General features: G+C 44.9%; 27 protein-coding genes. 18 read left to right on the top strand and 9 right to left on the bottom strand.

What is annotated here, in order from left to right; all coding sequences use genetic code 11:
* Nucleotides 1-69 precede the first annotated feature (69 nt).
* The 7 genes from OV592_RS00490 to OV592_RS00520 all read left to right on the top strand — a co-directional run bounded on the left by OV592_RS00490 (nt 70) and on the right by OV592_RS00520 (nt 6,147).
* A complete protein-coding gene (locus tag OV592_RS00490) occupies nt 70-390 on the top strand; it encodes a hypothetical protein (protein ID WP_406610033.1) in 321 nt (106 codons plus the stop codon).
* Nucleotides 380-697 (top strand): hypothetical protein, encoded by a 318-nt coding sequence (locus tag OV592_RS00495; protein ID WP_152783916.1) that lies wholly within the window; start codon nt 380-382, stop codon nt 695-697. Before OV592_RS00490 ends, OV592_RS00495 begins: the two co-directional genes overlap by 11 nt.
* A 144-nt stretch (nt 698-841) precedes the next feature.
* Nucleotides 842-2,509 (top strand): glycoside hydrolase family 5 protein, encoded by a 1,668-nt coding sequence (locus OV592_RS00500; protein WP_406610034.1) that lies wholly within the window; start codon nt 842-844, stop codon nt 2,507-2,509.
* Nucleotides 2,510-2,628: 119 nt separating this feature from the next.
* Complete coding sequence (locus OV592_RS00505) at nt 2,629-3,300, top strand: substrate-binding periplasmic protein (protein WP_406610035.1); 672 nt, start codon at nt 2,629-2,631, stop codon at nt 3,298-3,300.
* A 207-nt stretch (nt 3,301-3,507) separates the two neighbouring features.
* Nucleotides 3,508-4,071: a PepSY domain-containing protein gene (locus OV592_RS00510; RefSeq protein ID WP_152783910.1), complete on the top strand. Its 564-nt coding sequence runs from the start codon at nt 3,508-3,510 to the stop codon at nt 4,069-4,071.
* A 56-nt stretch (nt 4,072-4,127) separates the two neighbouring features.
* The gene (locus tag OV592_RS00515; RefSeq protein ID WP_016400004.1) at nt 4,128-4,808 is read left to right on the top strand and encodes a response regulator transcription factor; all 681 of its coding nucleotides are present in this window, start codon (nt 4,128-4,130) and stop codon (nt 4,806-4,808) included.
* Nucleotides 4,747-6,147 (top strand): sensor histidine kinase, encoded by a 1,401-nt coding sequence (locus OV592_RS00520; protein WP_406610036.1) that lies wholly within the window; start codon nt 4,747-4,749, stop codon nt 6,145-6,147. The genes OV592_RS00515 and OV592_RS00520 overlap by 62 nt, the downstream gene beginning before the upstream one ends.
* A gap of 482 nt (nt 6,148-6,629) precedes the next feature.
* Here the strand turns inward: OV592_RS00520 and OV592_RS00525 are convergent, their stop codons facing one another.
* From OV592_RS00525 to OV592_RS00540, 4 genes are read right to left on the bottom strand one after another with little or no spacing between them, the layout of a single operon-like run.
* Nucleotides 6,630-7,799, bottom strand: a complete 1,170-nt coding sequence (locus OV592_RS00525; protein WP_406610037.1) for an ABC transporter permease — start codon at nt 7,797-7,799, stop codon at nt 6,630-6,632.
* Complete coding sequence (locus OV592_RS00530; protein WP_406610038.1) at nt 7,796-8,977, bottom strand: ABC transporter permease; 1,182 nt, start codon at nt 8,975-8,977, stop codon at nt 7,796-7,798. Before OV592_RS00530 ends, OV592_RS00525 begins: the two co-directional genes overlap by 4 nt.
* 1 nt (nt 8,978) lies before the next feature.
* Nucleotides 8,979-9,965: an HlyD family secretion protein gene (locus tag OV592_RS00535; RefSeq protein WP_406610039.1), complete on the bottom strand. Its 987-nt coding sequence runs from the start codon at nt 9,963-9,965 to the stop codon at nt 8,979-8,981.
* Nucleotides 9,966-9,973: 8 nt separating this feature from the next.
* A complete protein-coding gene (locus tag OV592_RS00540; RefSeq protein ID WP_406610040.1) occupies nt 9,974-11,371 on the bottom strand; it encodes a TolC family protein in 1,398 nt (465 codons plus the stop codon).
* 723 nt (nt 11,372-12,094) lie between these two features.
* Here OV592_RS00540 and OV592_RS00545 point away from each other — a divergent pair.
* Nucleotides 12,095-12,448, top strand: coding sequence for a DUF805 domain-containing protein (locus tag OV592_RS00545; RefSeq protein WP_040306614.1), 354 nt, complete (start codon nt 12,095-12,097; stop codon nt 12,446-12,448).
* Between the two features lie 20 nt (nt 12,449-12,468).
* Here the strand turns inward: OV592_RS00545 and OV592_RS00550 are convergent, their stop codons facing one another.
* The 4 genes from OV592_RS00550 to OV592_RS00565 form a co-directional block, all read right to left on the bottom strand.
* Nucleotides 12,469-12,972, bottom strand: coding sequence for a M48 family metallopeptidase (locus OV592_RS00550; protein ID WP_406610041.1), 504 nt, complete (start codon nt 12,970-12,972; stop codon nt 12,469-12,471).
* 80 nt (nt 12,973-13,052) lie between these two features.
* Nucleotides 13,053-13,991 carry a DMT family transporter gene (locus tag OV592_RS00555; protein WP_406610042.1) on the bottom strand — a complete coding sequence of 313 codons (939 nt, stop codon included), beginning with the start codon at nt 13,989-13,991 and terminating at the stop codon, nt 13,053-13,055.
* Nucleotides 13,992-14,333: 342 nt separating this feature from the next.
* Complete coding sequence (gene yjeH, locus OV592_RS00560) at nt 14,334-15,599, bottom strand: L-methionine/branched-chain amino acid transporter (protein ID WP_406610043.1); 1,266 nt, start codon at nt 15,597-15,599, stop codon at nt 14,334-14,336.
* A 104-nt stretch (nt 15,600-15,703) separates the two neighbouring features.
* Nucleotides 15,704-16,513, bottom strand: a complete 810-nt coding sequence (locus OV592_RS00565; protein WP_406610044.1) for a substrate-binding periplasmic protein — start codon at nt 16,511-16,513, stop codon at nt 15,704-15,706.
* A 321-nt stretch (nt 16,514-16,834) separates the two neighbouring features.
* Between OV592_RS00565 and nirB the strand changes: the two genes are divergently transcribed.
* From nirB to folE, 10 genes are all read left to right on the top strand, one after another.
* On the top strand, nt 16,835-19,393 hold the full coding sequence (nirB, locus tag OV592_RS00570; RefSeq protein ID WP_406610045.1) for a nitrite reductase large subunit NirB: 2,559 nt from the start codon (nt 16,835-16,837) through the stop codon (nt 19,391-19,393).
* On the top strand, nt 19,393-19,719 hold the full coding sequence (gene nirD / locus OV592_RS00575; protein WP_246611979.1) for a nitrite reductase small subunit NirD: 327 nt from the start codon (nt 19,393-19,395) through the stop codon (nt 19,717-19,719). Before nirB ends, nirD begins: the two co-directional genes overlap by 1 nt.
* Before the next feature lie 32 nt (nt 19,720-19,751).
* On the top strand, nt 19,752-20,564 hold the full coding sequence (locus OV592_RS00580; protein WP_016399990.1) for a formate/nitrite transporter family protein: 813 nt from the start codon (nt 19,752-19,754) through the stop codon (nt 20,562-20,564).
* 161 nt (nt 20,565-20,725) lie between these two features.
* Nucleotides 20,726-21,499 carry a uroporphyrinogen-III C-methyltransferase gene (gene cobA / locus OV592_RS00585; protein WP_406610046.1) on the top strand — a complete coding sequence of 258 codons (774 nt, stop codon included), beginning with the start codon at nt 20,726-20,728 and terminating at the stop codon, nt 21,497-21,499.
* A 57-nt stretch (nt 21,500-21,556) separates the two neighbouring features.
* Nucleotides 21,557-21,982 carry an Lrp/AsnC family transcriptional regulator gene (locus OV592_RS00590; RefSeq protein ID WP_016399988.1) on the top strand — a complete coding sequence of 142 codons (426 nt, stop codon included), beginning with the start codon at nt 21,557-21,559 and terminating at the stop codon, nt 21,980-21,982.
* An 8-nt stretch (nt 21,983-21,990) separates the two neighbouring features.
* Entirely contained in the window at nt 21,991-22,197 is a 207-nt protein-coding gene (locus OV592_RS00595) for a DUF3565 domain-containing protein (protein WP_040306610.1), read from the top strand.
* Nucleotides 22,198-22,275: 78 nt separating this feature from the next.
* Complete coding sequence (locus OV592_RS00600; RefSeq protein ID WP_406610048.1) at nt 22,276-22,827, top strand: DUF3833 domain-containing protein; 552 nt, start codon at nt 22,276-22,278, stop codon at nt 22,825-22,827.
* A 103-nt stretch (nt 22,828-22,930) separates the two neighbouring features.
* On the top strand, nt 22,931-23,356 hold the full coding sequence (folX, locus tag OV592_RS00605) for a dihydroneopterin triphosphate 2'-epimerase (protein ID WP_227981481.1): 426 nt from the start codon (nt 22,931-22,933) through the stop codon (nt 23,354-23,356).
* Nucleotides 23,346-24,080 (top strand): dihydromonapterin reductase, encoded by a 735-nt coding sequence (gene folM / locus OV592_RS00610; RefSeq protein ID WP_406610049.1) that lies wholly within the window; start codon nt 23,346-23,348, stop codon nt 24,078-24,080. The genes folX and folM overlap by 11 nt, the downstream gene beginning before the upstream one ends.
* Before the next feature lie 64 nt (nt 24,081-24,144).
* The gene (gene folE / locus OV592_RS00615) at nt 24,145-24,825 is read left to right on the top strand and encodes a GTP cyclohydrolase I FolE (RefSeq protein WP_406610050.1); all 681 of its coding nucleotides are present in this window, start codon (nt 24,145-24,147) and stop codon (nt 24,823-24,825) included.
* Nucleotides 24,826-24,855: 30 nt separating this feature from the next.
* Here the strand turns inward: folE and OV592_RS00620 are convergent, their stop codons facing one another.
* Nucleotides 24,856-26,205 carry a DEAD/DEAH box helicase gene (locus tag OV592_RS00620; RefSeq protein ID WP_406610051.1) on the bottom strand — a complete coding sequence of 450 codons (1,350 nt, stop codon included), beginning with the start codon at nt 26,203-26,205 and terminating at the stop codon, nt 24,856-24,858.
* Nucleotides 26,206-26,344 lie beyond the last annotated feature (139 nt).

The following is a 26,344-nucleotide window of genomic DNA, read 5'->3' on the forward strand; positions in this document are numbered from 1 at the left end:
CTATAAACTGTTGATTGAAATGTCAAAAGCCACTTGTTAAAGTGGCTTTTTTTGTTAAGGAACAACGATTTGGGTAAGCTCACTTTGGGAATGTTGTTGCTTGGGTGTTTTTGCTCTCATGCTTCGGAACTATCAGAACCGTTATTCGGTATTGTGGTGACGGAGCATAACGAACGCTTTCTTAAATTAAGAAATCATTCATCGGATAGCCTGCATCTAGATATCTATGGGCAAGATATAAAGCTGGCACCCAAATCAGGTTCGCTCATCGACTGCCAAGCTTTCGCTGAACTAGAGATTAAATTTGTAGAATCTGAAACGGTGTTTTTTAGTGTGCCATGTAGCAGTTTAGTGGTTTTCAAAGAGGGCTTTGAGTTAGATGTCTATTAGTTGGCTAAATAAGTCCCTTTCAGTATTAGTAATATGCCCTTTATTGTTTGCTTGTTTAGACCAAGGTGGTGGAGACGATCCAAATACCTATTCATCATGTCGAATCACTGAATCAAAAGCTTTGCTTCCATGGGACAGCTATGAAGATGAGAATCAATGCTGGAACGCAAATGGCAATGGCTATGAGGAATATGAAGACGCTGTTATTTGGTGTGAAAGGCAAGTTACTGAGTACCGGCAAGAAAAATATACTATTTTACCGTCAATGACTTACGGCATATATACGACAAGCTGCCCTGCCTTTTAGTTTTTAACTTGTAATTGATGTCGCTTTTTTATCTCTCGTAACGATTTTTCATATTCTTCAATTAGTTGAACTTGGCTTTAGTTTCTCTTTGTAGCGCTGCTTATAATCGTAATGTGGTTTCGCTAGCCTTAAAAGGAAAGAGTCATGCGGCTTGTTTTATCAGTAATAGTTGCAACGGTTTTACTTAATTTGCTGGCCTGCAGTGCTGCAGGGGGCAAGCCCGATATGGCTCTCGAACAAGTTCAAGTCTACCAATCCGCTAAACCCTATGATGACAACTTGCGTCTGCGAGTTGATGGCCGTTTTATTGTAAATGGCAAAGGTGAAAAAGTACGTTTAAAAGGCGTGGCCTTTGGCAATGAGGTATGGGCTAATACTCGCATTCCAAGCCAACATCACAACGAGCAAGATTATATTCGCCTAAAAGAAATGGGCTTTAATAGCATTCGTTTCTACCTAAATTATCAAACCTTTGAGAGCGACAGTGCGCCCTATAAATACCACCAGTCGGGTTGGGATTGGTTAGATAAAAATGTGCAGTGGGCAGAAAAGCATGGCATTTATCTTGTGCTCAATATTCATGTTCCCCAAGGCGGTTTTCAATCTAATGGTGCGGGCGATGCCTTGTGGGATAAGCGTGAAAATCAGCTGCGACTAATTAGTCTGTTGCAAGCCATTGCCAAGCGTTACCAAGGCCACCCCAATGTAGCTGCCTTAGATTTACTTAACGAACCGGTCACTACACGCAGTAAACAGCAGTGGGAAGATCTTGCTAACGAGTTAGTAACGGCAATTCGACAAGTTAACCAGCAACAAATGATTTTTGTAGAGCGCTTGTTGGCTGTGAAAAACCAATGGCAAATCGACGAGCAGCAAAACTTCTTTAAGTTGGCAGATTCCAATGTTGTCTACCAATATCACTTTTATGAGCCAATGGCATTTAGCCATCAGCAAGCCTCATGGTTACGCCAATACCAAGTTCCAACCTCTTATCCTGATCCCGATAGGCTGAAAGTGATTGGTTCACCTAGTTGGTATGGCGCCCAGTTTGATAACCCAATAATCAACGCCGACAGCGATTGGCAGTTTGTAGAAGGAAAGAAACTACAGCACCAAGACTCAAAAATTGATTTGATTTATCCAGCCCTCGTATCGGCAAATAATGCTGGTGATAGCTTGTTCAAGCAGGTGGTGATTAATGAATATGCACCAGATGGTAAGGAGCTTCTGCGTGAAGTGAAAATTGACCTAAGCCAACACGCAGATTGGTACTTGTGGTCGGCTAATCAGCGTGGTCGTTCGCAACACCTTCGCCAGGGAGGTGAAGATATATTGCAGATTAGCGCGACAACCAGCGATGCCAATAATGGCAGCTCGCAACAGTTTGTTGTGCCTAAAGTTGGTCATTTCTATCAAATCTCTGGTTGGGTGAAAACCCGTGGAACCGGTGCTGCTAGCCGTGTGCAGTTGCGTTTAGATTTTCAACATGGGCTTAAAGATATTGTTGCTTGGGACAAACAACTCATTGAGAAAATGATTGAGCCCATGGAGCGTTGGGGCGAGCAGCACCAAGTACCGCTTTATCTTGGTGAATTTGGCTGCATTCGCGGTTGCTTTGAACAGCAACGCGGTGGTTTGCAATGGGTGAGTGACGTGCTAGACGTTGTCGATCAGTACCAAACCCATTTTAACTTTCATAGCTACCATGAAGACGCCTTTGCTCTGTATTACGGCTATGGCAGCTTGCCAACCGAGAGCAATGCCAATCAACCGTTAATTCAACTGTTTAAGCAGCGGTTGAATGAGCCTTAATTAAGCTAGGTCAATAAATAAACAAATTTGTCAGTGTTGTGACTTGATTTGCGAAGTAATCAACTACACTAAAAAGTAGATTGTCAGTTATTACTTTCTTTTGAGATTAAGGAAATAGCATGCGAACTGTTTGTTTGATCATGCTAACACTCTGTTGTGGTTATTTGAGTGCTGAGCCTAGTTTACGTATCTCTACGATTGAAACTATCGCTGCTTTTCCAGAGGTGCGTGATACGGTAAGCGCTGCCTATGCAGAACTTGGTTATCAGGTGGACATCGTGCCTATGCCAGCCAAACGCTCCTTACATCACGCCAGAGACAATCATGACATTGATGCCGAGTTGGCCAGAACCCGTTATGCCAGCAGTTACTTACCTAATCATATTTTGATCCCGGTGCCAGTAGGCCATATCACCATTGCTGCCTTTGTAAAAAAAGATAAAGCGCTAGTGACCGATTGGCAAAGCTTGCAGCAGTATAGAGTAGCAGGGGTGCGAGGGCATTTGTTTCTAGAAGAAAAGATGCGTAAGCACAACAATACTCAGTTTTTTAATACCGCTCATCAAGCGCTAACTATGCTGGGCCGAGAGCGCGTTGATGTAGTGGTATTGCCTCTGTCACTTGGCGAATACGTCATTAAAAAGTATTGGCATAAACAAATCACTGTGGTGAGTCCTGCGCTCGACCAAGTACCGCTTTATCATTTCCTGCACAACAAACATCAAGACAAAGCGGCACATTTAGCCGAGGTCTTACGAAAATTTACTACCGAGCCTTTGGCGCAGTACTAAAAATTCCAGTAGAACAAGCACCGAACTATTTGATTAATCGTTTATTTTGTTCTTATAAACGCTATCATTTGGGCAATGGCTAGGTACTTATTGCGCAGCTAGTCTCTGTTTTTATTAAGATGAACAAAATGTAATGTTGTGGCCACCTTGCGGTAAGGGCGGTTTTAGTAATCTGCTCATGTCGATTACACAACGAGGATTAGCCAAATGAAACTTCCAATTAAATTATCGAAAAAAATCTGTGTTGCTGCTGCGGTTGCATTAACGTCTACAGCGGTGATGGCCGATGATGATGCGCTTTCAGCTTTAGCAATCAAAAAAGCGGGTTTTAGCTTAGAGCAAGCAATTGAAAAAGTGCACAACACTTATCCAGGACAAATTACCGAGCTAGAGTTAGATGATTACCGCGGCCAAGCTGTTTATGAGGTAGATGTAGTAAACCTTGCTCAAGAGCAAAAGCATAAACTCAAGCTAAGCTTAGCCGACGGCGAAATGCTTAAAAACGAAAGCAGCAAGCTAAGCATATTGGGTGTAAGCAAATTAGATGAAGACGAGCGTATAGCGCTTGAGCAGCTAGCAGAATCTGAGCTGTCCCTACAACAAACTGTGGCCATGCTGAACAGCAAATACCAAGCGCAAGTTATTGAGTTTGAATTAGAGAATGAAAAAGGCATTACCTTTTACAAATTCAAACTACTGGGTGAGCAAGGCAAGCAGCGAGTGATTGTTGATGTGGCAAGTGGTGAAACCATTCCGGTTTTAAAACATTAAGCGCAAAAGTAGAGGCAGCCAATGTGTTGCCTCTTGGCATTTTTAAGGTAAGCAATGTGCGAATACTAATCGTAGAAGATGATCTCACTACTCAGCAGTTTTTGCAGCGTGCGCTTAGTGAGCAAGGCTATCAAGTAGATGCAGCCAGTGATGGGCAAGAGGGTTTATTTCTGGCCTTAGAGCAGGATTATCAGCTAATTGTTTTAGATCGCATGCTGCCTAAACTTGATGGTTTAACGGTGTTGTCTACCCTGCGAAATGCTAATAAGCACTTACCCGTGCTAATACTTAGTGCCTTAGACAGCGTAGATGAACGAGTCAAAGGCTTGCGAGAAGGCGGTGATGATTACTTAGTTAAGCCTTTTGCTTTAGCTGAGTTATTGGTGCGCATCGAGATTTTGCTGCAGCGTCAACGTGGTCAAACAGAGCCAAGTTTAAATAAGTTACAAGTAGCCGACTTGAGCATGGATCTATTAGCAAGGCGGGTATGGCGAGGTCAGCAAGAAATCCAGCTGCAGCCAAAAGAGTTTAAGTTATTGCGCTATTTAATGGAGCATGCTGGCCAGGTAGTTACCCGCACCTTATTGTTTGAAGCGGTGTGGAATTACGATTTTGATCCACAAACCAATGTTATTGATGTGCATGTGGCACGTTTACGAAAAAAGGTAGAGCTGGATGGCCATAGCCCCTTACTTGAAACCGTGCGTGGCGTGGGTTACCGCATGGTGGAAAAGTAAACGTCAAACTGGCTATATGTGGCGGTTAACCCGCACTAGCTCAATTTGGCGATTAACTCGAATGTATACCGCACTGCTGATGCTAGTAGTGGGGATTTTGTTGTGGGTACTGTATCAGCTAAGCATTGGCCAGCTAAGTCGGAGTCAAGACCAGCAGCTTGGCCAGTTGATTCAACAACAAAGCTTGTTAGCTAAAGAGTTAAACTCGCAAGACTTTATCAGCCAATTTTTATTACAGGCTGAGCAATCTCGCCAATTTGTACTGGCCTTTGATAATGGCCAAACAACCTATGGGCGCTTAGATGCTATTCCCAAACGCTTGGCTCAGTGCCCGGCATTAAAGCGTTTCCCCGTCTACAACTACAACAAAATTCGTCTTTATTCTGGCTGTGTGCAAACTCTGGAAGGTGGGCGGCTGATGGTAGCCAGCGACGACGAAGCGCTGTTTGATTTACGTGAACACTTTATTCAGGCAAGCATTGTTGCACTAAGTTTGGCCTTGGTTTTAGGCATTGTGACGGGGTGGTTTTTCTCGGCGCAAGTATTGCGACGGGTAAACAGTATTAATCGTATTGTTCAACAAGTGGAAGCGGGTGAGTTAAGTGCTCGAGTAGCGTTGAGTCCACGTAACGATGAGTTTGATCACATGGCCACGCACATCAATAAAATGTTGTCGCAGGTCGAGCATTCATTTGATGCCATAGCCGGGGTAACCGATGCCATTGCGCACGATTTACGCACCCCTTTGGGCCGTTTGCGTTTGCGACTAGAGCAAGCATTACTCGATAGTGAGCAGCAAGCAGTAAGTCCTGAACAATTAGGGAGTATGCTGCAGGAGCTTGATGGCATATTAGCGACGTTTAGCTCGATGCTGGAGCTTACCCGTTTAGAACATCAGCAACAATCTAGCTTTAGTGAAGTAGAGTTGGAGCAGATTGCTGAAGATGCCGTGGAGCTGATTCATCCCTTATGTGCCGAGCGCCAGCAAACTGTTTCGTTACATGTGGAGCAAGCGTGTTATTTAAAAGGCGATGCCACTCTGTTGTTTCGAGCGGTTTATAACTTACTAGAAAACGCCAGCAAATATGCCGGTGAGAAAGCGCAAATTCAATTAAGCGTTAAGGCTAATGGCTTTGCCGTGAGCGACAATGGCCCTGGTATTCCAGAGGCCGAATTAGACAAAGTATTTCAGCGTTTATATCGATTAGAAAGTAGCCGCAATAGCCCTGGTTACGGTCTGGGTTTGCCACTAGTGAGAGCGATTGTTCGTTTGCATGGGGGTGAGATTAAATTGCAGAACCAACAGCCAGGCTTACATGTTGTTGTGAAGCTAACTTAAGCCGCTAGAAATAAAAAAGCCAGCCTTGCAAGCAAAGCTGGCTTTTAGGTCTTATCAATTCTTTCCAGATACCGCAGAGAAGGCCTATGTTACCGAGAGCAACTTATGAGTGTACTTTTACCTTTTTAAGCTTGTTAGCTTTTCGAGCAAAGTAGTTTACGTAATAAGTAAAATAAAACTGTTCCATAGTATTCCCACCATCCAATGTTAATCACTGATGTGTCAGGCAAACGGCCTAATCACACGCACAACCGGCCTAAACCAAGGTTGCAAGGTGCGAGCAAATTGCTCTACACCTAAAACTTAACACTGCACAAATTTGTTTACAGGGTGAGCAACTAGAACTGTGACAAGTATTGATAAGTTGTTGTAATTGTGTATTTAAGATGTGAGCGCTTCGAGCTTATGAAAATTACTTTTCCTTTTGCTAATTAAGCTAATGATTTAAAGAATGTTTAGTTTTTAGGATAAATGTCAGTTTATCAAAGTAGCTTTTCGACCTTGTTGAGAGATGGAGTCGCTTTCGCTTTTTGCATATGGAGTAAGGTTAGCGCTAAGCTACTAAAGGTAATCGCCAGTATCCATAGATGAGCAAAGTGGCCTTGAATCTCGCTAAAGCTGGCGCCCATTTGATTGAGTTTTAACATCGCTAACACCATTGGTTTAGCAGGTACTAGATCGGCAATAATGTTAATTGCAGGTGGAATAGAGCTAAGCGGCCAGATAAAGCCACATACAAATACTGTTGGTAGCGAGGTCATTAAACCAACTATGGTGGCGTAGTCTCGTTTAGGTAGCATCACCGCAATACATTGGGCTAAGCCTGCAGTAGCGATTAAAAAAGGCAATAGAAGCTGGCAGATATGGGCAATGTTCGCCCAATGATGTACTCCGTACAAATTTAATACCACACCAAAATAAAAACTGCTCATCAAACTATAGATCAAGCTAAATAGTAAGCTGCGAACCAGCACTAATTGCCAGGGGCTGGCTCGCCTTAATAATGTTGATTGTGAGGTAGGGGCTGGCGCAGCATGTAGCCCAACTGCGATGAGTAGCGTTTGGTGCAAAATCACAATAAACACTGCAGGAATGACATAATCCAGATAGCCTTGGTGGGCATTAAAGGCTGCATTGGCATTTAGCTGAATGGGTGAATGTAAGGTGCTGGCAAGTGCTAGCGGGATGCCATCGGCTACCATCTTGGCTACTTTTACTTGTGCCGCTAAGGTGCCAGAGGTACTGGCTAAGCCTTGCACTATAGTTCCATAAACCAAAAAGTAAGACGCATCCCCAGCATAAGATAAAGTGGGTGAGCGGCCCATTAATACATCTCTATAGAAATGCTCGGGAATCACCAATAATCCACCTACTTCACGCTCCACCAACTGTTGTTGAGCTTCTTCAATGCTAGCAACTTGGCTGGTCACTTTTAGCAAAGGGCTGGCGTCTACCATACGAATTAACTGGCGACTTAGTTGGCTGCCATCAGCATTAATTACCGCAATCGGTTGTTGTAATGGCGTTTGGTTTAAGTAGGGTTGAGGATACAAAAAAGCGTACAGCAGTAAACCGCCAAATACTGTGAGTATAAGTGCCCGATTACTAAGAATTCTGCGCAGTTCTATACGCAATAACAAGCATGTGTTCATGTGTTTAGTTCCACGTTGTGTGGATTACTAAAGCGTATTTTTACCAGCCACGCAGCGCTGATAAAGGCGATGCCGAATAGTAATAAAGCCGATAAGTTAGGTAATGATTGTAAAGCGCTAGCGCCGTAGTTGGCTTGGGCTATTTGCACTTCAATATAGTGGGTTATCGGAATAAGTTGTCGCCAAAATTGGGCGAACCAAGGCATGTCGCTGACCGGAAATGTTACCCCCATAAAAGCAAAGCTAGGTGCTGTAAGAGCGCCTGCAAAACTGAGCGCCCGTGCTACATCTTCAAACAGCAGCATAAAAATTAAGGCGATGGCTTGAGAGGCAACCACACACAACAGTAAGGCCAGTAGTAATACACTCCAAGAGCCTCGCATTGGCCAGTCAAAGCCGTGAAACATTAAGGTGCACAGTAATATGCCTTGCAGCCACAACAAAGCGCCAAAAAAGCTAAGTTTTATGGTTAGCTTTTGCCAAGCTTGCTTGGCTAACCAGCTTTTAAAGCTATTGTTTTTTAGTTCTGAGCCCAGTGCCAAAATCATTACCGTCATAATCAAAATTTGCCAAAATGCAGGTAATGCTGCCGATACAATAAACTGGGCATAGTTGCTATTGCCGTTATATAGGGCGCTGATTTGATTGCGAATAGGCACAGCACTACCCAATGCTTGTAAAGTTTGGGTATTGCCGTGGCTTAGCGCTTTTGCCACAGCAACTTTGGCACTAAAAGTACCGTGAGCTTGTTGCAAAGCAGAGTTAATTTGTTTGCCAATTACCATGAACTGGCTGTTGTAATAAGCCGCAACGCTAGGTGTTTGTGCCAGCTTGGTATGCTTTTCCATATCGGCTGGAATTATTACTAAAGCCGATACTTCCCCGGTGCGCAACATAGAGCGGGCTTGTGGTTCACCGTAAACACTGCGTACTTTTAGGGTTGGGCTAGCATCATAGTGATTAATTAGGCTGCGCGATAACTGGCTATGATCGTGGTCAACCACGGCAATCGGTAGCTCACGGGTTAAACCTGAAGAAAATACCCACCAAACGGCTAAAAAAGCGAACAATGGCAACCAGGTGAGCATGGCCATTAGCCAGCGATTGTCACGCAGCAAAAGCCACTGTTGTTGATACAGTTGCCTTAGACTAAGCGGCGGTTCGCTGGTGTCATTCATCTTAAGGTTGCTCAAGCTCAACGATGGCGCTCATGCCTACACGTAATTGCTCTATCTGCTGCAAGGGGCGGGCTTCTACTTCAAAGGTACGTAAATCAAAGCCAGTACGGCTATCGGTGGCGCGCCACGTAGCAAAGTCGCCCATTACTGCCACATGGGCTACTTCAAACTTATAACTTTGATTATTTAGGGCCGGTAGCATGGCACTAAACTGTTGACCCTTTTGAAATTGGCTAAGTTGATCTTCACGAACGTGCAATACCAACCAAGCATCTTGCATATCAATAATAGATACCACCGGGAAGCCGGTTGGCGCTAACTCGCCACTTTGCAGCAGCAGTTGGCTTACCTCGCCAGAGTGCCAGCTTGTCACTAAGGTGTCACTGGTGAAGGCTTCTACCTCTGCTACTACGCCTGCTGCTGCGCGGGCTTGTTCTAAGGCTGCGCGCTTAGTTTCGTCACGGGCACCTTCTTTGGCCAGTTGATACATCTGCGAGGCGGCATTTTCGGTATAACGCGCTGCTTGCCATTGGGTGTAAGCTTCGTCGCGTTTTTGCTCGGCAACCACGCCATCTTTGTATAGGTTATCAACCCGTTGGTAGGTTTTTTCTGCTAAGTTAGCTGCCGCTAAAGCTTTTTGCCACTGGTCTTTAGCTGCGGCTATTTCTTGTGCTCTAGCGCCGTTTTCAGCTTGCTCAGCCATGGCTGATGCTGCTTGTTGGCCGGCTTTGGCTTGCTCTAATTTGGCATCTAATTCAGGACTAGTGATGGAAAAGATTAGTTGCCCAGGCTCTACTTGGTCGCCTTTTCTCACTAATACTTGGTCGATCCGCCCAGCTACTTTGGATGAAATATTGTACTGCTGAGCTTCAATCTGGCCTTGCAGCGTATAGGGCTGCGGCTGGTAAGCTTGCCAAAACGAATAAGCAACCCAAGCAATAATCGCCAGCAAGGGCACAATGGGTAACACCGCGGAAAATTTACGCATAATAGACCCTAGTTAAATCGATAATATTGAGAAAAATTGGCCATTTCACCACTTAAGGCAGTGAGTTTAGCCAAAGCAATTACATGGCTATAAGCAGCTGATTGACGCTGAGTTTTCACGCTTGCTTGGTACATCTCGGCATCCACAACGTCGAGAGATGTCGCTAAACCTTGGCTAAAGGCTTTTAGTCGAATACGTAAGTTTTCTTTTGCTAGCGCCAAGGTGGATTCTAGTCCTTGGTATTCTTCTAATGCTAACTCGGCTTCTCGATAGGTTTTTTCTACCAGCAAGCCTAGGTCGCGCTCTGCTTGGGCACGAATATAAGAAATCTGCAGCACGGTGCTATTGGCGGCATTTACTTTGCCGGAGCGACCAGAGTTATCAATAATTGGCACCGACACACCAACCCCCACCATCCAGTCGGGCGCGTATTTAGCGGCTAAGCTGTCGCCTTTGTAGATGTCATAGTTACCAAACATGTATACCTCTGGCATGTAACCGCCTTTAGCTATGGTCACCATCTTTTTAGCTTGTTTTGATTTACTGTCCAATATCGCTAAACCGGGATAACTGTTTAGGGTTTGCGACATATAGCTTTCTAGCTCGGGGATGTCGGCTTGAGTGAATAAGCTAGTACTGGGTTGAATAGCCTGTTGGGCATGCAGTAATTCTTTTAAGGCTAACTGGGCAATTTCATAATTTCGCAGGGCTTTTCTGGTATCAACCTTGGCCTTATCGTAAGAGGCATCCGCTTGCAGTCGCTCTACAAAGGCGATTTGTCCTTGCTGCTCTAGCTTTACCGCATTACGTTGATGTTTTTTTAGCCCGTCTTCCACCTCTTTATAGGTTTCTGCTACTTGTGCAGCCAGCACCACCCCAAAGTAAACTTTGGCGAGGTCTTCAAATTTAGCTTGCTGTTGCATGGCGAGTACTTTTCCAGCCTCAATATTTTGCTCACGCGCGATATCGATGGCGGCGCCGCGACGGCCACCAGTATATAACGGCCAAATTGCCCGAATGGAGCTAGTGGTAATGTCTTGCTCAGTGAAGTTAGTTACCGTTGGTAAGTTTAAAAGCGGCGCTAAAATTTGCCCTAGCGCGGGGTCTAAACCACTTAAATCGAGTGATGCCAAAGGCTCTAAGTCTTTTAAATCAAGCGAAACGGGTTTTTCTAAACGGGTGTAATTACCGGTTAAATCTACTTTGGGGTAGTAGAGATCTTTTGCAGCGTCGCGCAGTGCTTCACTGCGGGCTACGCTTTCTTTGTTGGCCGCGAGGCTTTGGTTTTTCTCTAGCACATCTTGCCATGCTTGCTCGAAGCTAATGGCATTAGCATTTACTGGCAGAAATAGGCTAACTAGGCAGCCAAGGCTAGCTAGGTTTAAACCCCAAAAGTGTCTTATCACTTTAACACAGTCCTTATGGTATTAGAGTAAATACTCTACAGTATGCTAGGTGCATTATACAAGTGCTTTGCAGCGAGCATTTTTGCTATTTGTTAAGCCTAGGACAGATTACAGTAAGATGTTTTATTTCGTAGTAATTACTTGGCGAAACAAGCTGTTGAAGCTGGTGCCCGCAATTTTCCCACCGGTGCTATTAGCCAATTGTGCGGTGTTTTGCAAGTTGCATATAAAAGCTAGATGATTTTGCTGTTGTGGCCGATGAAGTGCCCAGCTTAGCCCTGCGAACCCAAGACGCTACGGTGGAAGTTCAAAGCATGATTGAAGATCTGCCATCGGGAACTAAGCTGCTATCGGGCTTAACATAAAAAACAGTGCAACAGGCCGAAACTAGTGAGCGTTTAATGGGTGAAATAGGCCAAGACCTTAATGTTATTTCGCAATCGGCGCATGCAATCTGAGGTGAATAAACAAGCTAATATTTCGTCAGTACAAGCGGTTGAACAATTGAGTGAAGCAGCTGTAGCGTCAACCTTAAAAGGCTATCGCACCAAAGGTGGTAGCAGGTTGGTAAATAGCTGAGTTGAGCAGTACTTAAAATAGCTTATTGATGATCAAGTGACTTATATCATAGTTTCTTTTATAACAATGGCTTAACTTTATTTTCAACTGGTGCTACGAGCACCAGTTTTAGATTGGTTTAGTAAAAGATATAAAAGGAACATAATGGAATACTTTATTGGGGCGTTAAAAAAATACGCAGATTTTTCAGGACGAGCTCGTAGAAAAGAGTACTGGATGTTCATCTTGTTCTACTTCATTTTTGGCATAGCAGCGAACATTATCGATGCCATTATTGGCTTACCTTTGCTTTCGCTAGTGCTAACGCTAGGTCTAATCATCCCAAGTATTAGTATCGCTGCTAGGCGTTTACATGATACTGGTCGCAGCGGTTGGTGGCAGCTTATTGCCCTTATTCCGCTGATTGGTGCGATTATACTGTTGATTTTCTTGGCATCAGATAGCCACGAAGACAACAACTATGGCGCTAATCCTAAAGGCGCTGGTGCAGTAGCTTAGGTTAAAAACAAACAGTTGGGCTAGTAAATTGGCCCAACTTCTTCTAGTTGAGTAAGGTAAACCCGCGTATCAAACTCAAGCTGATGGTAATTAGGCAGCATATGCTGGCACAGTTGGTAAAAGGCTTTGTTATGCTGTTTTTCTTTTAGATGAGCGAGTTCGTGTACCACGATCATGTTTAAAAACGGCTCAGGCACGTTTTGAAACAAGCTACTCACTCTTATTTCATTTTTACTCTTTAATTTACTTCCCTGAACTCGCGATACATACGTATGTAAACCTAAAGCATGGTTTACCACATGAATTTTCTTATCAAAAACGACCTTACTCAGCGGTGCCGATTTACGCATATATTGGTTTTTAAGTGACAAACAATAGTCGCGTAGGGCTTTATCGTTATATATGTCATGCCTTGTAGGGTACTTATTTAATAGAAACTCGGCTAAACGGTGCTGTTTAAGCAGATCTTCAATTTTGCTGGTGAGTGCCTCGGGGTAAGCGGCTAAATATTTAAGCGTTGTCATTGTATTTAAGGTTATGGCCAGATGCAGCAGTGTAAGCTGAGAATAAAACAAGACATAGCCTTAGGCTATGCCTTGTTTGCTTAGTTCTTGTTTAATAGCGCCACGGCCACCACAACTAGGCCAATACCAGCAATTTGCAGAACACCAATACTGTCGCCCAATATCCAAGCAGCCATTATTAAGGTAAAAACTGGACCTGCACTGCCACTAATCGCAGTGCGTTGTGCGCCGATACGATGGATAGCCTCACTAAACAAAAATGAGGGAATGACCGTAGAAAACAGCGCCATATAAGCCGCATACCAATAAACCTGACCGGGATAGTTGAGCAGTGCAGTAAAGTCCCCGTGCAAACTAAAGTGGATGAAAATAGCAATACTGGCGGCAATCATTGCAATAAGAGTAAAAGCTTGGCTGCCGATCTTGGCCACAATGTTTTTGCTAAAGACCAAGTAAAAAGCAAAACTAAAGGCGCTAGCGATAACCAAGCTGGTTCCCCAGATAAGTTGCTGGGGATCATGCTGATGGCCGGCTTCACTCCACATCATTAACCCCACGCCTAACCAGCTAAGGGGCAGGGCAAGCACCACAATTAACTGCGGCTTTTGACGGTAAACTAACCAAGCAAGCAAAATGGTAAATCCAGGGTAGGCATACAATACCACCCGCTCAAGCGGTGCCGAGATGAATTGCAAGCCACTTAAATCTAAAAAGCTAGCTAGGTAATACCCTGCTATGCCAACCAGCGCAGCCGGCAGAATGTTACCTTTCAGTTTTTGATGTTCTAAGCGACCTAACCTCCACCAGTACAATGCTAACATTAGGTAAATCGGCAGGCTAAAAGCCATGCGCAGTGTCATTAGGCTGGCAGGGTCGATGCCAAATTGGTAAGCCAGCTTGATCCAAATTCCCTTAAGAGAAAACAATGCGGTGGCCACCAAGGCCAAACAGAGCCCTTTAGCTGCTTGAGAAAAGCGCGGAATGGAAGCGAAGATGTTGCTAGTTTTACTGATAGTCATGTCCTTGCGAGCCTTGTTTTAGGAGTTGGATAAGGCTACGAAGGGCAAATAAGGTCTGGCTGCACTTCGCAGCCAGTGAAAAAATATCTACATTTCACCGCTGCTAGAAATAAGCAGCAGCCACAGTTTAACCAAGCAAATACTTGCACTGGGTGCGAGTAAGCGACTTGGCTGATTTGTGGTTAAAAATGCGGTCATATCATTTCCTTAATGATGAATTTTTAGCCTACGGTAATTGAGTTGAAGCCGCAAGCGATTAAGCAAAATAGACGACTGTTAAATTCTATCTATGTGGCTGGTTTAACCCAGAGGTAAATACGCTACTAGGGCTGTAGTTGCTGATCAGCTATTGGCGCCCACCTTGATTCGCGTTTGTAGCTGTTTAAAAGCAACTTGCAACAGCAAGAAAGCTGCACACAGAAGCAATACGTAAATGCTCTGCTGACCTAAGGCAACTAACAGCAAGCAACAAAGCAGCACGCCGACTATGGCGAGTACCTTAAAAAAACCACGCAATAAAATGGCGCCAGCTAGCATACTCAACAGATAAACCATGATGAAATTGCCATTGGCATAACGGATTAACTCGTCCAGTGGTAACTCAAATAGCCAGGCTGCAACACAGCTAACTGCACAAACTAAAACAATGGTGCTAAGTGCATGTTGTGGAATTTTATTTTTGGATAAACGCGCTAACGGTTTTAGCCGCTGACCTTCATCGGCCATGCTCCAGAGCAAGCGCGAAAAGCCTTGTATATAAATATTGATGCTGGCGTAACAAGCTAAATAACCCACAATGGCGGCTAGCCACTTGGCTTTTTGACCAAAGATAATGGCAACTAAATGAGGCAGTGATTGGGTATTGGCTAGTTGGTCTCCATAGCTGCCGTATTTAAGCACCACCACCGACGCCGCCCAGTACACGGCGCCTGCTAAAAACACACCCAATAATAAGGCAATGGGGAAATCTCGTTCTGGCCGACGAAACTCCTCGCCCATATGGGCAAAAGCTTCAATGCCTACAAAACACCAAAACATCACAGCTAATGCAGGAGCAATGCTAGGAATATCGATCTGTTCAGGAAGCTGATAATCGCCTGCTTGCACATCGCCTTGCCACCACAGTGCCGCTACAAGCAATACAATCGCAATCGCAATTAAACCTTGAATATTGCCTGAGAGTTTTGCGCCTCCCATGCCTAATAGCCACATGCTGAGCAGCGTACCAAGTTGAATGATTAAGGCGGTATTTGGCGTAATAGAAAACATCGCCTGCCAAAATCCGGTCGCCATCATTAGCGCAGCAGGCAAGCCAACCGGTAACACCGAAATGAATAAAAAGGCCGTGAGCTTTTCGGCCCGAGGCCCTAAGGCTTTGGCAACAAAGTGAGCGGCCCCGCCGGCGTGTGGATAACGCTTGCCTAATGCCGCAAAGGTAAAGGCAATTGGCAATACCAAGCTAATCAGCAATAGCCAGGCTAATAAAGAACTGTGTCCGGCAATGCTGGCGGCAATAGCAGGAACAACAAAGATGCCAGTGCCAAGTAAAGATGTGGCGAGTAATGCGATACCTTGGCTGATGCCAAGTTGTTGATTTAAGCGGCTCATGAATGCTCACAGGATGAATAACAAAGCTAAAGCATAGCGCCAATCAACTCACTTGAAAGCTGTAAAAATAGCGGAAACTAACGCTAAATAGTCGGTGTTTGCCGTTAATTTAACGGTGAGCCCAACCTAGACTCTAGCTGCTTTAAAAGCTCTGCGTAACGGCCGCTTGTTTTGAGCTTTTGTAAACCTTGGTTAAATTGCAGCAAATAGTGCTGATTTTCCTGATGTTTTTTAGAGAGCATAAGCCGAAAGTGGCGTTGCTCTACAAGAGTTTCGGAATAGGTAATTTGCTGGATCTCTGCTTCGCTCAAATGATTGGTCATGTAGTGCAAGGCAACGGTTTTGGTTAGCGCTATTGCATCGATGCGTTGATACAACAAGCGTTCAAATAGGCTTTGGTAATCTCCCACTTTATCTAAGGTAATCAGTTTGCTGCGCGCTGCTTGTTCCAGGGTGGGGTAAGCGGCGGATAATGTTCCGCCTATTGTAATACCTTCTAAGTCTTCTATTTTTTGCCAATGTACCGGTTTCGACTTCAAGGAAAACAAAACTTCACTACCACTTACAATGGGCTCGCTAAACCAAAAGTGTCGTTCGCGCTGTTCGGTTTTAATCCAGGCTAAGCTGCCGTGCCACTTAAAGCTTGCTGCGCCATAGCCACGTCGAGCATATTCATATGAGCGTTTCCATGGGTAGTAACCGTAATACGTTTTGATACCTTTTTGAGCAAAAGCTTCGCTAACAATTTGTGCGGCTATGCCGCCTTTTGCCAAGTCTATTGAAAGATAAGGTGGCCATTCACCACTGGTTAAATTGATGTTTTTAACAGCAAATGCTGGGTGCGAAAATGCGCTTAGCAAACTCACCAGTAAACAAAATATACCTAAATAACATTTACTTAACTTTCTTATCATTATCTTTTTAGTTTATTAACCTTTGTATTTTTCAAGTGTAGTCGAGGGCTAAATAACGGTGCTTAATTTTCAAACCAACTACCTATTTTGAGTAGCTTTGTAAAAATCATTTCCGCGATTTTACAAAATCAAGATTGCCGGAGTACGTGAATTTTAGCGTCACTTTATTACCCAAATGTAATTATATTACAGATTTTGATGGTTAAATATTCAATATACCTCTTTAGGGTAGTTTAAAGTTGTTATTGATCTACATCATTCTTTTATTTTTGTTACATCTTATTATCCGCGCATTAATCTTATTTTGTCGCTGGAAAATCTATGAGCAAGCTGAAGCTAGTAGTTGTTGGTAACGGTATGGTGGGGCACCGTTATTTAGAAGATTTGGTCGAGAAGGCTGACTTAAGCCAATTCGACGTAACAGTTTTCTGTGAAGAGCCTCGAGTTGCCTACGATCGTGTTCACTTGTCTTCATATTTTTCTCATCACACCGCTGAAGAGCTGTCTCTTGTTAAACATGGCTTCTACGAAAAACACGGCATTGAGGTATTGCTTGGCGAACGTGCTATCAATATCAACCGTGAGCAAAAAGTGGTGTATTCAAGCACTGGTCGTGAGATTGCTTACGACAAACTAGTAATGGCTACGGGTTCTTACCCTTGGGTTCCACCGATTAAAGGTAGCGAAAATAAAGACTGCTTTGTTTACCGTACCATTGAAGATTTAAAAGCCATTGAAGCATCTGCTAAAAAGAGTAAGAGCGGTGCCGTTGTAGGTGGTGGCCTATTAGGTCTAGAAGCGGCGGGTGCTTTAAAAGCGCTAGGTGTAGAAACCCATGTTATTGAGTTTGCTCCAGTATTAATGGCCGAGCAGCTCGACCAGCAAGGTGGTTTATTACTGCGCAACAAAATTGAGCGCATGGGTGTGCAAGTGCATACCAGCAAAAACACTTTAGAGATCCAAGCGCAAGGTGAGCATGCTCGTAATACCATGCAATTTGCCGATGAAACCAAGCTAGAAGTTGATTTCATTGTGTTCTCTACCGGTATTCGTCCGCAAGATAAGCTAGCACGTCAATCTGAGCTAAGCATTGCACCTCGCGGCGGTATTGCGATTAACGATCAATGTTTAACTTCAGACGAAAACATCTACGCCATTGGTGAGTGTGCCTCTTGGAACGAGAGTTTCTTTGGTTTAGTGGCACCTGGTTACAAAATGGCGCAGGTAGCGGTAGATCACCTGTTAGGTAACAACGGTGCTTTTGAAGGCGCAGACATGAGTGCCAAGCTTAAGTTACTGGGAGTAAAGGTAGGCAGCATTGGTGATGCTAATGGTCGCACGCCAAACTGTAAGAGTTTTGTTTACCAAAACGATGAAGAGGGTGTGTATAAACGCCTGATCGTTTCAGAAGACGGCAAAAAACTATTAGGTGCAGTGTTAGTGGGCGATACCGCTGATTACGGCAACTTACTCCAGCTTAAACTTAACGACATTGATTTACCTGAACATCCAGACACGCTTATCTTGCCTGCTCATGCGGGTGCAGAAAAACCTGCAATGGGCGCAGACTCTTTACCTGATTCAGCAGTTATTTGTTCTTGCTTCGATGTTACCAAAGGTAAGATAGCTGCAGCAGTGGCCGATGGTCAAACGACTATGGCCGAGATTAAAGCCTCTACTAATGCAGGTACTGGCTGTGGTGGTTGTTTACCGCTAATTGGCCAAGTACTAAATGCAGAGTTGGCTAAAGCCGGCGTAGAAGTTAATAACCACCTTTGTGAACATTTTGAATACTCACGCCAAGAGTTGTTCCACCTAGTTCGAATTGAAGGCCATAAAAGCTTTGAACAGGTATTAAACAAACACGGTAAAGGTTACGGCTGTGAAGTATGTAAACCAGCCGTTGGCTCTATTTTAGCTTCTTGCTGGGGCGACCACGTATTGGCGCCAGAGTTAGTAAGCCTGCAAGATACCAACGATAACTTCCTTGGCAACATGCAAAAAGACGGCACCTATTCGGTGATTCCGCGCATGGCCGGTGGCGAAGTTACTCCTAAAGCACTTGGCGTACTGGCTGAAGTGGCCGAAGAATATGCCCTGTACACTAAAGTGACAGGCGCCCAGCGCATTGGTTTATTTGGTGCGCAAAAAGATGACCTTCCTAATATTTGGCGCAAGTTAATTGCTGCTGGTTACGAAACTGGCCAAGCCTACGGCAAAGCCTTACGCATGGCTAAAACCTGTGTGGGTAGCACTTGGTGTCGTTTTGGTGTGCAAGACAGTGTTGGTTTGGGCGTAATGTTAGAAAACCGTTACAAAGGCATTCGTACTCCTCACAAAATGAAGTTTGGTGTATCGGGTTGTACCCGCGAATGTGCCGAAGCCCAAGGTAAAGATTTAGGCATTATCGCCACCGATGCGGGCTGGAATATGTACGTAGGCGGCAACGGCGGTATGAAACCGCGCCACGGTGATTTACTGGCCGCAGACTTAGACCAAGAAACCCTAATTAAATACGTAGATCGTTTCATGATGTTCTACATTCGCACCGCCGACAAATTACAACGTACTTCGGTTTGGTTAGAGAACCTAGAAGGCGGTGTTGATTACCTGCGTGAAGTAGTTGTAAACGACAAGCTTGGCATTAACCAACAACTAGAAGCCGACGTGGCTAAATTGGTTGCGAGCTATAGCTGTGAGTGGAGCGACACTCTAAACGACGAAGCGCAACTTAAACGTTTTGCTCATTTCATTAATAGCGACCAACGTGATGAAAACGTAGTGTTTGTTAGCGAGCGCGAACAGCATCGCCCGGCTACTTTTGCCGAGAAACACCCACAGGCAAAAGGCGACATTCTACACGTTGAGTTGGAGGCATAATCATGAGTTTCGAAACCGTTTGTAAGTTAAACGATATTACCCCAGGTACCGGTATTTGCGCGCTAGTAAATGGCCAGCAAGTAGCCCTTTTTCGCCCACGTAACAATGAGCAAGTATTTGCCATTAATAACATGGACCCTTTTGCTAATTCGAACGTATTGTCGCGCGGATTGATTTGTGAGCATCAAGGTCAGCTTTGGGTAGCAAGCCCACTTAAAAAGCAACGTTTTAATCTTGAAACCGGCATCTGCCTAGAGAACCCAACGGTCTCGGTAGCTAGCTATAAGGTGCAGATTAAAGCCGACAGTGTTGCGGTGAGTGCATAACAGATTTTATTTTAGAAAATTAAGGAAGCATTATGTCTTACGTAAAACCCGCTGAATTCGTTCAAACCATGATCGATGCCGGTGAAAGCAAAGTATTTATGTCTACTCGCGATACCATTGTGCGCGGCATTATGGCCGGTGCAATTTTAGCGATTGCAGTAGCTGTAGCCATTACCGCAGCAGTGCAAACCGGTATGCCTATTGTGGGTGCTTTAGTATTCCCAGTTGGTTTTTGTATTTTGAACCTTATGGGTTTTGACCTACTAACTGGTGTATTTGCATTAGCGCCATTGTCGCTGTTTGAAAAACGCCAAGGTGTCACCGCCAAAGGTGTGCTTCGTAACTGGCTATTAGTGGGTTTAGGTAACCTTATTGGTGCGGTATCGGTAGCGTTTTTGGTTGCCTTAACCTTTACCATGAACTTTAGTGTTGAGCCTGGCGCAGTAGGCCAAGCCTTTGTTAAAGCTTCAACAGCCCGTACTTTAGGCTTTGCCGAGCATGGCTTAAACGGTTGGATTACCGTGTTTGTTAAAGGCATCTTGTGTAACTGGATGGTGTGTTTAGGTGTGGTTGGTGCTATGACCTCTAAAACCGTTGGCGGTAAAGTATTGGCGATGTGGTTCCCAATCTTCATCTTCTTTGGTTTGGTATTTGAACACGCCGTAGTAAACATGTACCTATTCCCATTAGGCATGATGTTAGGTGCCGAGTTCACTATCACCGATTGGTTAGTATGGAACCAAATTCCAGTTACTCTTGGTAACTTGGTGGGTGGCTTATTGGTAACTGGCCTAAGCCTTTACGTTACTCACGGTAAAACCTTGCCACAACGTAAAGCTGCTTAAGCACAATACATAGTAGTTTTACCTCCAAAATGATAACCCCTTGCTGTTGCTAGGGGTTTTTTTGTATTTGAAGCTTATGAACTGATACTCTACGGTTTTGGTCTTAAGGCCCGCTACACTAAATATAATATTCGCTCTACCAAGTAATAAGGAAACAGACAATGCCCCACTCTTCATCAACCGCTATTAACGAGCTGGGTTTTGTTTCGCTGGTTGGCGCAGGACCTGGTGACCCAGACTTGCTTACCGTAAAGGCGGTGAAGCGCATCCGCACGGCCGATGTCATTGTATTTGACCGTTTGGTGTCGCAAGAGATCCTCGATTTAGCTTCGCCTACCGCAGAGATGGTGTACGTTGGCAAAAAGCTTGATCATCACTTTGTACCGCAAGATGAAATTAACCAAATCTTGGTAGACCAAGCCAAGTTAGGCAAACACGTGGTTAGGTTAAAGGGCGGCGACCCGTTTATTTTTGGCCGTGGCGGTGAAGAGTTGCAATCATTAGCAGCCGAAAACTTAGCTTTTGAAGTGGTGCCTGGCATTACTGCCGCGGTGGGTTGTACCGCCTATGCGGGTATTCCACTTACTCATCGCGACCATGCGCAAAGTGTGCAATTTATTACCGGCCATTTAAAACAACATGGTGAGGATATTGATTGGCCTTCCTTAGCGCATTCTAATCACACCTTGGTGTTTTATATGGGCCTTAAGCAGTGTCCAACCATTCAGGAAAATCTGATTAAAAATGGCTTAGCCGATACCACCCCTTGTGCCATTATTGAGCGTGGTGCCACGCCGCAGCAGCGCGTATTAACCGGCAGTTTAGCTGAACTACCAACGTTGGCGCAGCAAGCCGAAAGCCCGTCTTTAATTGTTGTAGGCAGCGTTACAGAGTTGCACAAAGAGCTGGCGTGGTTCGCGCCAGAGTCGGTTTAGCTTAATCCGTGAAAAGCTTGGTCATGTTAAATAGGGTGATTAAAGGGAAGTTAGTGCTTGGATAAGTTTGATCAAAAAATTGTCGCTATGTTAGTGGCCAATGCGCGTACTCCGGTGAGTCAAATTGCTCGACAGGTAAACCTTTCGCGTTCGGCCACCGCCGAGCGCATCGCCAATTTAGAGAGCAGTGGGCAGATAAGTGGCTATCACGCTAGTTTGGGCACCCATAGCGAGCAAGCGCCGATTGCTGCGCATTTAGAACTTCGTTACAAAGAACACAATTGTGAAGCTTATGCAGAGATTATGCGCGGCATTCCGGAAATTAAACGCTGTCAGGCCATTTCAGGTGACGTAGATATGTTGCTGTACGTTGAAGTGGCCTCAATGGCTCGCCTAGAAGACATTCGTTTGCAGCTAGAGCAAATGGAAAAAATGGTGATGGTGCGCACGCACATGGTGTTAAGGGAAATGTTTAGTCGCTAAGGATAGCAATGCTACAAATAATAATTGGCTTTCAGTTAGACGAAGAGCGCCATTGGGTCGCTCGGTTAGCTTGTGGCCACTATCAACACGTTCGTCACCAGCCGCCATGGCAAAACCGACCGTGGGTGCTTAATTACCAGGGGCGTTTTAGCATGCTTGGCAAAGAACTCTCCTGTGTAAAATGCCTAGAAAGTGCCCCCCGCGATTGGAATTAACAAATAATTCAAGCCTGTAGATCTATTCCCACTCACTAGCCGTTTTAAGAGTAATTGTTAAAACTGGCGTAGATAGATATGCAACTAGCCTCTAGCGTACATCGAAAATACCTCTTATTACTTAGCCTACTGGCAGGTTTGTGGGGCTGTTCTAGTGCCGATGTTTCCAGTTATGCAGACAACCAACCCACTTTGGTTTTGGAAAACTTTTTTGATGGCCAACTTAGCGCGCATGGCATTGTTAAAAACCGTTCGGGAGAATTGATTCGTTATTTTAACGTAACCATCGATGCCAGCTGGGACGAGCAAGGGGTAGGCACTCTTGATGAGCATTTTGTTTTTGACGATGGCGAGAAGCAGCAACGCATTTGGACTTTGGTTAAGCAGGAAGATGGTAGCTACCTAGCCAGTGCTAACGATGTTAGCAAACCCGCCAAGATGCACCTGGCAGGCAATGCCTTGTTTATGGACTATGTGCTCACTTTGCAATATAAAGGCAAACCGCTAGATGTAGTGGTTGAAGACAAAATGTATTTGGTTAACTCAACCACCATTGTGAATGAGTCGGTGATGCGAAAATTTGGATTTAAAGTGGGCTCGGTAAGTTTGGTGATTCAAAAACAGTCTTAGCTTGCCTTCACACAAACGACAGCAAAAAAACGTTTCAGCTGTTAAAGCCCTGCAAACTGGGCTAGGTATGTAGTAAGCAATTTAAATATTAAGAGAGAGCTCAATGAGCAACGTGTCTAAAACAAATGTTTCTAACTTGGCGCCACTGGCTAATAGTTTCCGGCTCGAACCGGCTTTAATTACCATTACCAATTTGCGCTTGCGAACGTATATCGGTTTTAACGAAGAAGAGCTTAGCAAGCAGCAAGACGTGGTGATAAATGCCGAAATTCGGTACCAAGCAAGTAAAGCCTGCGAAGCAGATAGTGAGGATTTAGCACTCAATTACAAAGTAATTACCAAAGCGATGATCGCCCACGTTGAGCAAGGCCACTTTCGCTTACTGGAAAAACTGTGTGCTGATTTACTTACCCTCGCAATGGATGAACCGCGGGTAATTAACGCCAGCATCACCGTAGATAAACCGCATGCCTTACGATTCGCAGATTCGGTATCGGTGACTTTATCGGGCTCGCGTGATGCCGAGTAAGCCAGCTAACAGCAGTGCACCAGTGCTAATTACTGGCGGCACCCAGCGCTTAGGTTTAGCCATTGCTGAAGATTTGCTGCAGCAAGGTTACTCGGTGATTGTGACCTATCGAAGTGACAAGCCTGCGGTACAAGCCTTACGAGATAAAGGCGCAGACTGCATCATTGCTGATTTTAGCGACGAGCAAGGCATTAACCAGTTTATTGCCTATGTACTCGAGAACTACTCTGCCTTACGTGCTGTTATCCATAATGCTTCGCAGTGGTTAAATAATACCGCGCTAGATAATCAGCACCAATTAATGCAAGCCATGTGGAGTGTGCATGTTAGTGCGCCTTATCAGCTCAATATCGCCTTTGAAGAGCTACTAAAAAATCATCAAGATCAACAAGCTAGCGACATCATTCATATGACGGATTATGTCGCAGATAAAGGCAGTAGCAAGCATATTGCTTATGCGGCCAGTAAAGCGGGTTTAGCTAATTTAACCCATTCTTTTGCCGCTAAGCTTGCACCAGCGGTAAAAGTGAATAGTATTGCGCCCTCGTTGTTAATGTTTAACCAAGATGATCCTCCGGAGTATCGGGCCAAGGCCTTGGCAAAATCATTAATGGCGCTTGAGCCGGGCGCGAGTGAAGCAGTAGCAGCGGTTAACTACTTGCTGGCTAGCAAATATATAACCGGTCGCACCATCGGCTTAGACGGTGGTCGCCATCTGGTCTAGGGTTAATAGTGTTGTTAACTAAACCGTAGCGGGTGAACCAAGAAACTATCTAAAGGAAGTGATTATGAAAGTAGCGTTAGCTGAAAAACAATTTAGAAAAGACGCTTGCTTGTCACCAGAGGCAATTCAAGTACGCCAAGCGTTGATTGAGAAAGGGATAGAAACTCCCTTAGTGGACAATCAATTAAGCAATGAGCAGAAGTACAATAAGATAAAAGCCTCTTTGACTGATGTAGTGGCTACCTTGGGTTTAGATTTAAGTGATGATAGCTTGGCTGAAACCCCGCATCGCATTGCAAAAATGTTTGTTGATGAGGTGTTCTCGGGTTTAGATTATTCGCGCTTCCCAAAAATCAGTATCATTGAAAATAAAATGGCCGTGGAAGAGATGGTGAAGGTGTCAGATATTACCTTTACCAGCACCTGTGAGCACCATTTTGTCACCATCGATGGCTTGGCGAAGGTGGCTTACATTCCTAAAGACCACATTATTGGTTTGTCAAAAATTAACCGCATTGTGCGCTTCTTTGCGCAGCGTCCGCAGGTACAAGAGCGCTTAACTCAACAAGTGCTGGTGGCCTTACAAAGCTTGTTGGGAACCGAAGACGTAGCTATTAGCATCGAGGCAACCCATTTCTGCGTGAAAGCACGCGGGGTGATGGACGCAAGCTCAAGCACCCAAACTTCGGCCTACGGCGGCAAGTTTAAAACCAGTAAATCGGCTAGAAGAGAGTTTTTAGCCTAGAAAAAAGCCGGTGATATCACCGGCTTTTTGTTATCTGTTGCCCGAGTTGTTTGTATTAGGCTTAGCAAAGCGGCGGCTGGTCTTATTGGTGCCACCCCCAGTATGGCGGCGATTTTTTCCGACCGGTTTATTACCACGAGCATTTTCGCTAGAGCGCTGACCATCTTTATGTTCGCTACGTGGACTTTTAGGCTTCTTCGGCTTTTTAGCTTTTAAGGGGCGAGTATCGCGGGTTACTGGTAACTGGGTGCTTGGTTCAAAACCGGCTACTTCTTTTCGTTCTAATAACTGGCCAGTGAGTCGCTCAATGCCAATTAAATCTCCCACTTCATCAGCACATACCAAAGACACTGCCTGACCTGTTGAACCCGCTCGGCCAGTACGGCCAATGCGGTGCACGTAATCTTCGGCCACATTAGGTAAATCAAAGTTCACCACTTGTGGCAATTGATCGATATCTAAGCCACGTGCTGCAATATCGGTGGCAACTAATACTCGTACATCACCACTTTTAAATTCGGCCAACGCTCGGGTACGTGCACCTTGGCTTTTATTGCCGTGAATCGCTGCTGCTGAGATTTTGCGTTGTTCTAAGTGTTTGGCTAAGCGGTTGGCGCCATGTTTGGTGCGGCTAAATACCAATACTTGCTGCCAATCATTATCTTTAATCAGCTGAGTAAGCAGGCCAGACTTTTTACTTTTATCAACCGGTACAATCCACTGTTTTACGGTTTTGGCAGTTGCGTTTGGTGGTGTCACCGATACTTCAACGGGGTCTTTAACTAAGCTTTTAGCCAGTGTTCTAATTTCTTCAGAGAAGGTAGCCGAGAACATTAAGGTTTGGCGCTGTTTTGGCAGCAAGGCCAAAATCTTTCTAATGTCGTGAATAAAACCCATGTCTAACATGCGGTCAGCTTCGTCAAATATAATCACTTCTAACTGCTGAAAACGAAAGGCGTTTTGCTGGTAAAGATCCAACAAACGGCCAGGGGTTGCTACCAGTACATCTGCGCCACGACGCAGCTTTTGCATTTGCGGGTTAATCTTCACTCCACCAAATACTACCGTAGAGCTTAGGTCCATGTTCTTGCCATAAGTACTCACGCTTTCGCCAACCTGCGCAGCTAGCTCACGTGTTGGGGTGAGCACAAGGGCGCGAACTTGATTAGCGCGAACTTTAGGTCCTTTACTTAGCAATTCTAGCAATGGCAAGGTAAAACCTGCTGTTTTACCGGTGCCGGTTTGCGCGGCGGCCATGATGTCTTTGCCTTCTAAAATCACAGGAATGGCTTTGGCTTGAATAGGAGAGGGCGTGTCGTAACCTTGTGCGGCTACGGCGTCTAATAAAGGTTTAGATAAACCCAGGGAGTCAAAGCTCATAGTTGGTCTCTTGTGATAGTAAGTATGGCCGCTAAGTGGCGGGCGTGCAGCTTACAGTAAGTTAGGGTTAAGCGCCAATATTGAGCTAGCAAAAGCGGGCCGCTGAAATCGTGCTAGTCTGAAGGCAATAAAGGGTATT

Origin of the sequence: Agarivorans sp. JK6, from assembly GCF_045277145.1 — a bacterium.
In the GTDB taxonomy this organism is placed as follows: domain Bacteria; phylum Pseudomonadota; class Gammaproteobacteria; order Enterobacterales; family Celerinatantimonadaceae; genus Agarivorans; species Agarivorans albus.

Excerpts from the sequence above, each read along its gene's own strand:
- OV592_RS00495 (WP_152783916.1), top strand. The coding sequence starts at position 380 with ATGTCTATTAGTTGGCTAAATAAGTCCCTTTCAGTATTAGTAATATGC.
- OV592_RS00500 (WP_406610034.1), top strand. The coding sequence starts at position 842 with ATGCGGCTTGTTTTATCAGTAATAGTTGCAACGGTTTTACTTAATTTG.
- OV592_RS00505 (WP_406610035.1), top strand. The coding sequence starts at position 2,629 with ATGCGAACTGTTTGTTTGATCATGCTAACACTCTGTTGTGGTTATTTG.
- OV592_RS00510 (WP_152783910.1), top strand. The coding sequence starts at position 3,508 with ATGAAACTTCCAATTAAATTATCGAAAAAAATCTGTGTTGCTGCTGCG.
- OV592_RS00520 (WP_406610036.1), top strand. The coding sequence starts at position 4,747 with ATGGCCATAGCCCCTTACTTGAAACCGTGCGTGGCGTGGGTTACCGCA.
- OV592_RS00525 (WP_406610037.1), bottom strand. The coding sequence starts at position 7,799 with ATGAACACATGCTTGTTATTGCGTATAGAACTGCGCAGAATTCTTAGT.
- OV592_RS00530 (WP_406610038.1), bottom strand. The coding sequence starts at position 8,977 with ATGAATGACACCAGCGAACCGCCGCTTAGTCTAAGGCAACTGTATCAA.
- OV592_RS00535 (WP_406610039.1), bottom strand. The coding sequence starts at position 9,965 with ATGCGTAAATTTTCCGCGGTGTTACCCATTGTGCCCTTGCTGGCGATT.
- OV592_RS00545 (WP_040306614.1), top strand. The coding sequence starts at position 12,095 with ATGGAATACTTTATTGGGGCGTTAAAAAAATACGCAGATTTTTCAGGA.
- OV592_RS00550 (WP_406610041.1), bottom strand. The coding sequence starts at position 12,972 with ATGACAACGCTTAAATATTTAGCCGCTTACCCCGAGGCACTCACCAGC.
- OV592_RS00555 (WP_406610042.1), bottom strand. The coding sequence starts at position 13,991 with ATGACTATCAGTAAAACTAGCAACATCTTCGCTTCCATTCCGCGCTTT.
- yjeH (WP_406610043.1), bottom strand. The coding sequence starts at position 15,599 with ATGAGCCGCTTAAATCAACAACTTGGCATCAGCCAAGGTATCGCATTA.
- OV592_RS00565 (WP_406610044.1), bottom strand. The coding sequence starts at position 16,513 with ATGATAAGAAAGTTAAGTAAATGTTATTTAGGTATATTTTGTTTACTG.
- nirB (WP_406610045.1), top strand. The coding sequence starts at position 16,835 with ATGAGCAAGCTGAAGCTAGTAGTTGTTGGTAACGGTATGGTGGGGCAC.
- OV592_RS00580 (WP_016399990.1), top strand. The coding sequence starts at position 19,752 with ATGTCTTACGTAAAACCCGCTGAATTCGTTCAAACCATGATCGATGCC.
- cobA (WP_406610046.1), top strand. The coding sequence starts at position 20,726 with ATGCCCCACTCTTCATCAACCGCTATTAACGAGCTGGGTTTTGTTTCG.
- OV592_RS00595 (WP_040306610.1), top strand. The coding sequence starts at position 21,991 with ATGCTACAAATAATAATTGGCTTTCAGTTAGACGAAGAGCGCCATTGG.
- OV592_RS00600 (WP_406610048.1), top strand. The coding sequence starts at position 22,276 with ATGCAACTAGCCTCTAGCGTACATCGAAAATACCTCTTATTACTTAGC.
- folX (WP_227981481.1), top strand. The coding sequence starts at position 22,931 with ATGAGCAACGTGTCTAAAACAAATGTTTCTAACTTGGCGCCACTGGCT.
- folM (WP_406610049.1), top strand. The coding sequence starts at position 23,346 with ATGCCGAGTAAGCCAGCTAACAGCAGTGCACCAGTGCTAATTACTGGC.
- folE (WP_406610050.1), top strand. The coding sequence starts at position 24,145 with ATGAAAGTAGCGTTAGCTGAAAAACAATTTAGAAAAGACGCTTGCTTG.
- OV592_RS00620 (WP_406610051.1), bottom strand. The coding sequence starts at position 26,205 with ATGAGCTTTGACTCCCTGGGTTTATCTAAACCTTTATTAGACGCCGTA.